The 6,080-nt window shown below is 66.5% G+C and carries 8 protein-coding genes; 5 read left to right on the forward strand and 3 right to left on the reverse strand.

From position 1 onward, the window contains the following. Window positions 1-378: 378 nt before the first annotated feature. Entirely contained in the window at window positions 379-516 is a 138-nt protein-coding gene (locus JF886_RS00005) for a hypothetical protein (protein WP_337308329.1), read from the reverse strand. Window positions 517-875: 359 nt separating this feature from the next. Here JF886_RS00005 and JF886_RS00010 point away from each other — a divergent pair, with 359 nt between their 5' ends. Further along, on the forward strand, window positions 876-1,505 hold the full coding sequence (locus tag JF886_RS00010; protein WP_337308331.1) for a hypothetical protein: 630 nt from the start codon (window positions 876-878) through the stop codon (window positions 1,503-1,505). 98 nt (window positions 1,506-1,603) lie between these two features. On the opposite strand, the gene JF886_RS00015 is transcribed toward JF886_RS00010, so the two are convergent. Continuing rightward, window positions 1,604-2,485 (reverse strand): luciferase domain-containing protein, encoded by an 882-nt coding sequence (locus JF886_RS00015; RefSeq protein WP_337308333.1) that lies wholly within the window; start codon window positions 2,483-2,485, stop codon window positions 1,604-1,606. A gap of 146 nt (window positions 2,486-2,631) precedes the next feature. On the opposite strand from JF886_RS00015, the gene JF886_RS00020 reads away from it, so the two are divergent. The 4 genes from JF886_RS00020 to JF886_RS00035 all read left to right on the forward strand — a co-directional run bounded on the left by JF886_RS00020 (window position 2,632) and on the right by JF886_RS00035 (window position 5,040). Further along, a complete protein-coding gene (locus JF886_RS00020) occupies window positions 2,632-3,213 on the forward strand; it encodes a TetR/AcrR family transcriptional regulator (protein WP_337308336.1) in 582 nt (193 codons plus the stop codon). Window positions 3,214-3,331: 118 nt separating this feature from the next. Continuing rightward, the gene (locus tag JF886_RS00025) at window positions 3,332-3,571 is read left to right on the forward strand and encodes a hypothetical protein (RefSeq protein WP_337308338.1); all 240 of its coding nucleotides are present in this window, start codon (window positions 3,332-3,334) and stop codon (window positions 3,569-3,571) included. A 1-nt stretch (window position 3,572) separates the two neighbouring features. Further along, window positions 3,573-4,526 (forward strand): conjugal transfer protein TrbL family protein, encoded by a 954-nt coding sequence (locus JF886_RS00030; RefSeq protein WP_337308340.1) that lies wholly within the window; start codon window positions 3,573-3,575, stop codon window positions 4,524-4,526. Window positions 4,527-4,581: 55 nt separating this feature from the next. Beyond that, complete coding sequence (locus JF886_RS00035) at window positions 4,582-5,040, forward strand: single-stranded DNA-binding protein (RefSeq protein WP_337308341.1); 459 nt, start codon at window positions 4,582-4,584, stop codon at window positions 5,038-5,040. Here JF886_RS00035 and JF886_RS00040 read toward each other — a convergent pair. After that, the coding region (locus JF886_RS00040) for a L,D-transpeptidase (RefSeq protein WP_337308343.1) at window positions 5,037-6,080 on the reverse strand (1,044 nt) is incomplete at its 5' end. The two genes, JF886_RS00035 and JF886_RS00040, sit on opposite strands and share 4 nt — an antisense overlap.

The raw sequence follows: 6,080 nt of genomic DNA on the forward strand, positions 1-6,080 counted from the left end.
TCCTGGCCCACAACCTGGACCGGTTGGTGGCACTCAGCTGAGATGGCAGATACGAGTCTCGGGAATACCCGGAAACCTCAGCATTCCCAGCGAGGTTCGCGCCTACTCAGCTCCCAAAACCGGGTTTTTCGGGACGAAGTAGCTAGGCGTGGCCGGTCCGTCACCGTGCTCGAGCGCGACCCGGCGCAGCCTTTGGATGACCCAGCCGCTGCGTACGATCGCTGGTCCCGGCCAAGTGTGCCCCAGAGTCCTCAACCGCACAGTCTGCTCGGCCGGACCCGGCGCGCGCTCCGCCTGCACGCGCCCGACGTCCTCGCGCGCGCAGTTCAAGCTGGCGCTTGGGAGAACGATCTTCGTGCCCGGCTTGTGGGCGACGCCTCACGTCCTGGTGACGACGACCTGGTCGCCGTGCACTGCCGTCGCCCCGTCTTTGAATGTGTCCTCCGACGGGCCGTGGTCGATGAGCCGCTGGTCAGGCTGCTCTCCGGAGTTGCAGCTGAGGGGATCGAACTGCACGCCGGCGGCTCAGGTCCTCCACGCATCGCCGGCGTACGTGTCGGCGGTGATTCGGTGCGCTCGGACATAGTGATCGACGCGTCGGGCCGGCGCTCCCGCGTGCCAGGGTGGCTTGAGAGTGGCGGGGTCAGCCTGCCCGAAGCGCAGAGCCAAGATTGTGGCGTGGTCTATTACAGCCGCTACTTCCGCCTCCGTGATCGAGTCGACTATCCAGCCTGGACAGGCATGCTCGGACCTGGCGGCACAACTGATTCCCGCGCTTCAGCATCTTCTTTGGCGACAACCGCACGTTTGCCATTGTGTTGGGAGTGCCGGCGTGGGAGCAGGGACTGAAGGCGCTTCGGCGAAATGACCTGCACATGCGGGCGGTGCAGCGCTTTCGAGTGCTGGCGCCCTTTGTCGCCGAGGAGACAGCGGAGCCGATCACCGACGTCCTTCCGATGGGCGCTCTTCAGAACGTCTTCAGGGCACAGCTCGTCGACGACCGCCCACGGGTGCTCGGCCTTCACTCGGTGGGCGATTCGTACTGTCACACGAATCCTCTTTTCGCATGGGGACTCTGCCTGGGAATCGACTACGGGTTCGAGCTTGGACGGATCGTCGATGAATATCCATCCGATCCCGAGGCGCAGCTGCTCGCCTTCGCCCGACTCACAGCCGTGGAGGCTGAGCAGTGCTACCGCGCAGTTGCGGACGAGGACCGAGATCGCAGTCTGTGTTGGCGGGGCGAGCAATCCGAGGGCGCTTGGCTCGGCCGCACGTTCGCCGATTTCGTCCGCCAGTGCGCGCTCCCAACGGTCTCGCTGGACCGCGAAGTGGCTCGAGAAGTGATCCGGCGAGCGAACCTGCTCGACCTGCCTGATTCCCTGAGCCACAACCGCAAGATCGTGGGACGAATCACAAGCCTCCAAGCCGAGGTGTCGCCGGCAGCACCTGGGAGTGTCCCCAGCCGTGACGAACTGCTGCAATTGCTGGGCCCGCGCGCCTAGCCTCGTTTTTGGCGCGGCACGTCGTCACCTCACGTGGCGCCGTATCCGAGAAGGCGGCGATTCAGCCCGTCTCATCATCTCCGGCACTCGGCGGCTAGCTACTCAGGCGGGATCGCGAATGCCAGGGCGATGCCGTCGGGGTCTTTGAAATTCACGATCGGGCTAGTGGCCATTTCGATGACACCCGAGTGTGCAACCCGGCACTCGTCGAGGCGCGACGTCCACGCGTCAAGATCAGAACGGGTCGGTACCGCAAAGCAGAGATGGTCGAGACCGACCCTCTTGGGCGAGAACTCGCCAGGCGGGTGATCGTCGAACTGAACAAGGCCGATGACGAGGTGGCCGTTGGGAACGCGAAGAATCGCCGTGGACCTGTCGGGATGAGACTCGCGGAACACCTCGATGAAACCGAGGACGTCGACGTACCAGCCTGCGCTTCGCTCGAGATCTCTGACCGTGAGCCCGACGTGTCTGACGCCATCAATGCGCGTTGCAGCCGTCAATGGTTGACGCTCGTCGACTGCCCTGGCGAACCGATACGACCCTTCCACCAGACGCCAAACGACATCCAGTTCTGCTGTATCCCTTGGGGCGAACACCATCACGAGCGTCCGCGGCATCTCCCCCGTACGAGACAGGGGATGCAACTCCGCCCATCCAGCTTCGCAGGCGGCCTCGGCCACCGGCTCGGGCAGCATCATGTGCAGGCTGTGATCCTTGCCGGGATGCAGATGAGCGAACTCACGTCCGACCATGAAGGCCTCTGGAGGACCGATCGCCAATGCCGGATCGAGCACCAAGGCTCGGGCGCCCGGCACCGACACGCCGGAGAGTTGCTCTGCAACTCCGGGGAGAGCGAACACGCGCTCCGCGAGCGCGTCACGCAGGCGGTCGTCGGCCGGTTGTTGGTCGAGCTGCTGATGCGGCAGCCCCGGCTGGGTGGCCGGCTTCGCGCCTGGACGGCGGGGCAGCCATTGCATGGGCTTCGTCCTCCCTTTGCTAGAATAACATTACACAATGTGATTCTAGTCAGCGCTCCGTGTCAAGAGTCCGCCTCGTGACTACGATCGCCGCAACCGCGTCTCGACGCGGACGGCAGCAGAGGAGCCGCGCAACCCGGGCCCGGATGGTCGAAGCCGCCACCCGTCTCTTCATCCGAGACGGCTACGTGTCGACCACCGTCGGCGCCATCGCCAGTGAGGCCGGGGTCGCCGTGCAGAGCCTCTACGTTGGATTCGGAAGCAAGCTCGGCGTCCTTTCCGCTGCGTTCGACATCGCCATCGTCGGAGACACGCGGCCGATTCCCCTTCTCGATCGCGATTGGTGGAAGGAACTCGCGGCAGCACCGACCGGACCGCACGCTCTCCAGATCTTTGTGAACGAGGTGTGCGGGATCCTGGCACGAACGCAGGGCCTGTACGCAGTGATTCGTGCCGCCGCCGCAAGCGAGGTCGGCGAGCTCCTCGTTGAGAACAAGCGCCAGCGCTACGACGGGGTGCGTGCGGTGGCGACGCAATTGCGCTCCAAGCCGGGCTTCGCGCCAGAGATCGGGATCGACGTTGCAGCGGACCTGCTCTATGCGCTTGCCACAGAGGACAGCTGGGGGCTGCTCGTGGGAGACCGCGGATGGTCGTCCGAGACCTGGAACAGGTGGTGTGTCACGCTGCTGAGCTCAACACTGTTCCCCGGAGGGCAGGATCATCTTTGAGAGCGCCTAGCCCTGCCCTTGACATACACAAATCCGTGTAGGTAGACTGCGGAGCGAGCCGGTCGATGGACCGGCCGGCCGGAGGGGCGACCGTCATCCGCGGTTCGGAGGTCGCCCGATGTCGCAGCTGAAGGGGCTCGTCGACAACTGGATCCTGCTTGCGCAGGGACTCATCGGCAGCATCGGCGCGCTGGCGTTCCTGATCGCGTTCATGTACAAGATCGTCGCCGTCGACCCGCGCAGCGTCATGGAGGCGAAGCGCTGGATCGGTCGCATCGTCTTCGGCACCATCGGCGTCGAGGTCGCCGGGACATTGACGCACGCGATCATCGCGAGCATCCCGGGCGGCGTCCACTGACGTGTCGATCATCCACGGCATCGTCAACGGTGCGCATGCCGTCAGCGACCCGGTCGGGTTCATCCTCCAGTCGCTGATCGGCCTGCTCGGTCACCTCATCTCGGTGGCTCGAGTCGACATGATGGGTGTGCTCGACCGCTTCCTCTTCCGCACCGTCGACCCAACCGTGTCGGGCAATCGCCCGATCACCGCCAACCCCAACATCGCCAATCTCAATCTCGGGCTGGCGCTGGCGGTTGACGCCATGATCGGCCTGGTCGTCCTGCTGACGTCGCTGCGCAGCATCTTCGAGCACTCGATGCGCTCGCGGTACGACCTCAAGGTGATCCTCCCGCGGGTCCTGCTGGCCATCGTGCTGGCCCACGGATCGCTCCTCTTCATGCAGATGGCGATCGACCTCAACAACGCGCTGGGGAGCGTCGCGCTCTCGCTGGGCGGACCACTGAACTCCGACACGCTGCCGTGGTCGCCGAGCCTGGCTCCACAGACGATCGCGCGCATGATCAGCGGCCAGGACCTGTTCCAGGCCCTCCTCGTCGTTGTCCTGATCGCCGCCATGGCGATCCTGGTGCTCGCCTACGTGATCCGCACCGCGCTGCTCAACATCCTTATCGTCACCGCCCCGCTCGCGGCCCTGCTGACGGTGATGCCGGACACGCGAAGCCACGCTCGCACCTGGCTGCGACTCTTCACCGGCACGGTGTTCCTGCAGGCGGTGCAGCTGATCATCCTGCGCGTCGCCGTGACCACCGAGTTCGACTCCAACGGCGGCCTGATCACCACCGTCTACGCGCTGGCGACGCTGTGGCTGCTTCTCAAGGTGCCCGGTGCGATGAACACGTCGACACACCTCGAGAGCAAGGCGCACACGATGCTCCACACGCTCGAGCGCTCCGCCAAGCATGCGCTGATGCCGGCCCACCACCGCGCTCAGCACCCGCACAAGGCGACGTGAGCGCACTTACCGATGAACCCTTCACCAGCAGTCACACATCACTGGAGGCACAGCCGTGATCAACCGAGTCATCCTGGTCGGCAATCTCACCCGTGACGCGGAGTCGACGTCCGGCCCATCGACAACGCTGACACGCATGCGCCTGGCCACCAATGCGGTGTGGCGGGATGGCGACGGCAACCGCCAGGAGAGCGCCGAGTTCCACTCCGTCGTCGCCTTCGGCAAGCTCGCGGAGATTTGCGCGCAGTACTGCCTCAAGGGCCGGCGCGTGTACATCGAGGGCCGGCTGCGCGCGCGCGAGTACGACGGCAGCGACGGTCTGCGCCGACACTCAACCGAGGTCGTCGCCGAGACCATGAAGCTCCTCGACCGCCCGCCGAGCGGCCTTCCCGCGTCGAGCGATGTCGAGCTCGGCTCCGACGGGGAGGGAGCGCCTGGCGCCGACGCCGACGCCGACATTGGCGGCGAGAAGCCGCAGAAGCGCCGAACCCTGGAGGTCAGCCCGGCGTCCTAGCCGGTGACGATCACCGTTGTGCCCATCCCGGCCCAGCTGTAGAGCCAGGCCATGGTGGCGGTGGGAACGTGGATGCAGCCGTGGCTGCCGCTGGGGCCGTTCTCGCTGCCGGCGCCGAAGTCCGCTGGGTTCTCCCACGGCGCGTCGTGCAGGTAATACCCGCCACCCTCGTACAGCAGCGCGTACTGGGTTGTCTCCGGCGTGTAGTACCGCGGCGAGCCGGGTCCGTACGCCGACACGAAATGGGCCGGCGATGACCGGCCGAACACGTGGAAGGTGCCCTGCGGGGTGCGTATCCCGGGCCGCCCCGTGGTCACCGGGGTGGAGCTCAGCAGGCAGGTGTTCTGGAAGAAGGACGCCACCTGCTGGCTCAAGCTGACCACCACCACCTTGCCCATCGGCACCTTGTTGCCGCACCCCGTCGCGCTCAGCTGCGCGGCCAGGGCGGCGGCGACCGCCGCGTCGAGGTCGGCGTTCACCTGGTTCTGGAGCGCGCGGATGCGAGCCTCCACCGCGTTCAGCTCTCCCGCGTTGGTGGCAACTCCGAACGCCGCAGCGATGTCGCCGTACGCAGAGGAGAAGCCCGAGGCGTGCGTCGTGGCCGTCGACACCGCTCGGTTGATCTGCTGCTGGAGGGTGCCGAGCTGCGCCGCTTCGTAGTCGTGCTCGCCAAGGAGCGCGCGCAGTCCCTGCAGCGGGCCGAGCAGACCGTTCACCGCGGCGGTGACGTCGCTGGCCGCGGCAACGTCGCGCTGCAGCGCCTCGAGCAAGGATGCAACGTTCCCCTCGTCGAGGCGCTCGGCGCGTGCCATGGTGAGCGCGCCGTCAGCCGCGACGATCAGCCCGGCGACACCGCCGTAGGGGGCAACGGTGGCAGCAAACTGCGCGGCCAGCTGAGCGCTGGCGGCAGCGCTCGCGCGCGCCTGCCCCAAGCTGGCCCACCATCCCGCTGCGAGCGCGTTGATCGCCCCCGGCGTGCGTGCCGCGGAGAGCTCCGCCGGCCAGTCGCCGGCCGCAGGCGCACCGGCCGTCACCGCGGC

The organism is Candidatus Aeolococcus gillhamiae (assembly GCF_016464765.1).
GTDB lineage: Bacteria > Chloroflexota > Dormibacteria > Aeolococcales > Aeolococcaceae > Aeolococcus > Aeolococcus gillhamiae.

Bases quoted from the DNA above. Each gene is read 5' to 3' on its own strand.
- JF886_RS00010 (WP_337308331.1), top strand. From the start codon at position 876: ATGCGGGCGGTGCAGCGCTTTCGAGTGCTGGCGCCCTTTGTCGCCGAG.
- JF886_RS00015 (WP_337308333.1), bottom strand. From the start codon at position 2,485: ATGCAATGGCTGCCCCGCCGTCCAGGCGCGAAGCCGGCCACCCAGCCG.
- JF886_RS00020 (WP_337308336.1), top strand. From the start codon at position 2,632: ATGGTCGAAGCCGCCACCCGTCTCTTCATCCGAGACGGCTACGTGTCG.
- JF886_RS00025 (WP_337308338.1), top strand. From the start codon at position 3,332: ATGTCGCAGCTGAAGGGGCTCGTCGACAACTGGATCCTGCTTGCGCAG.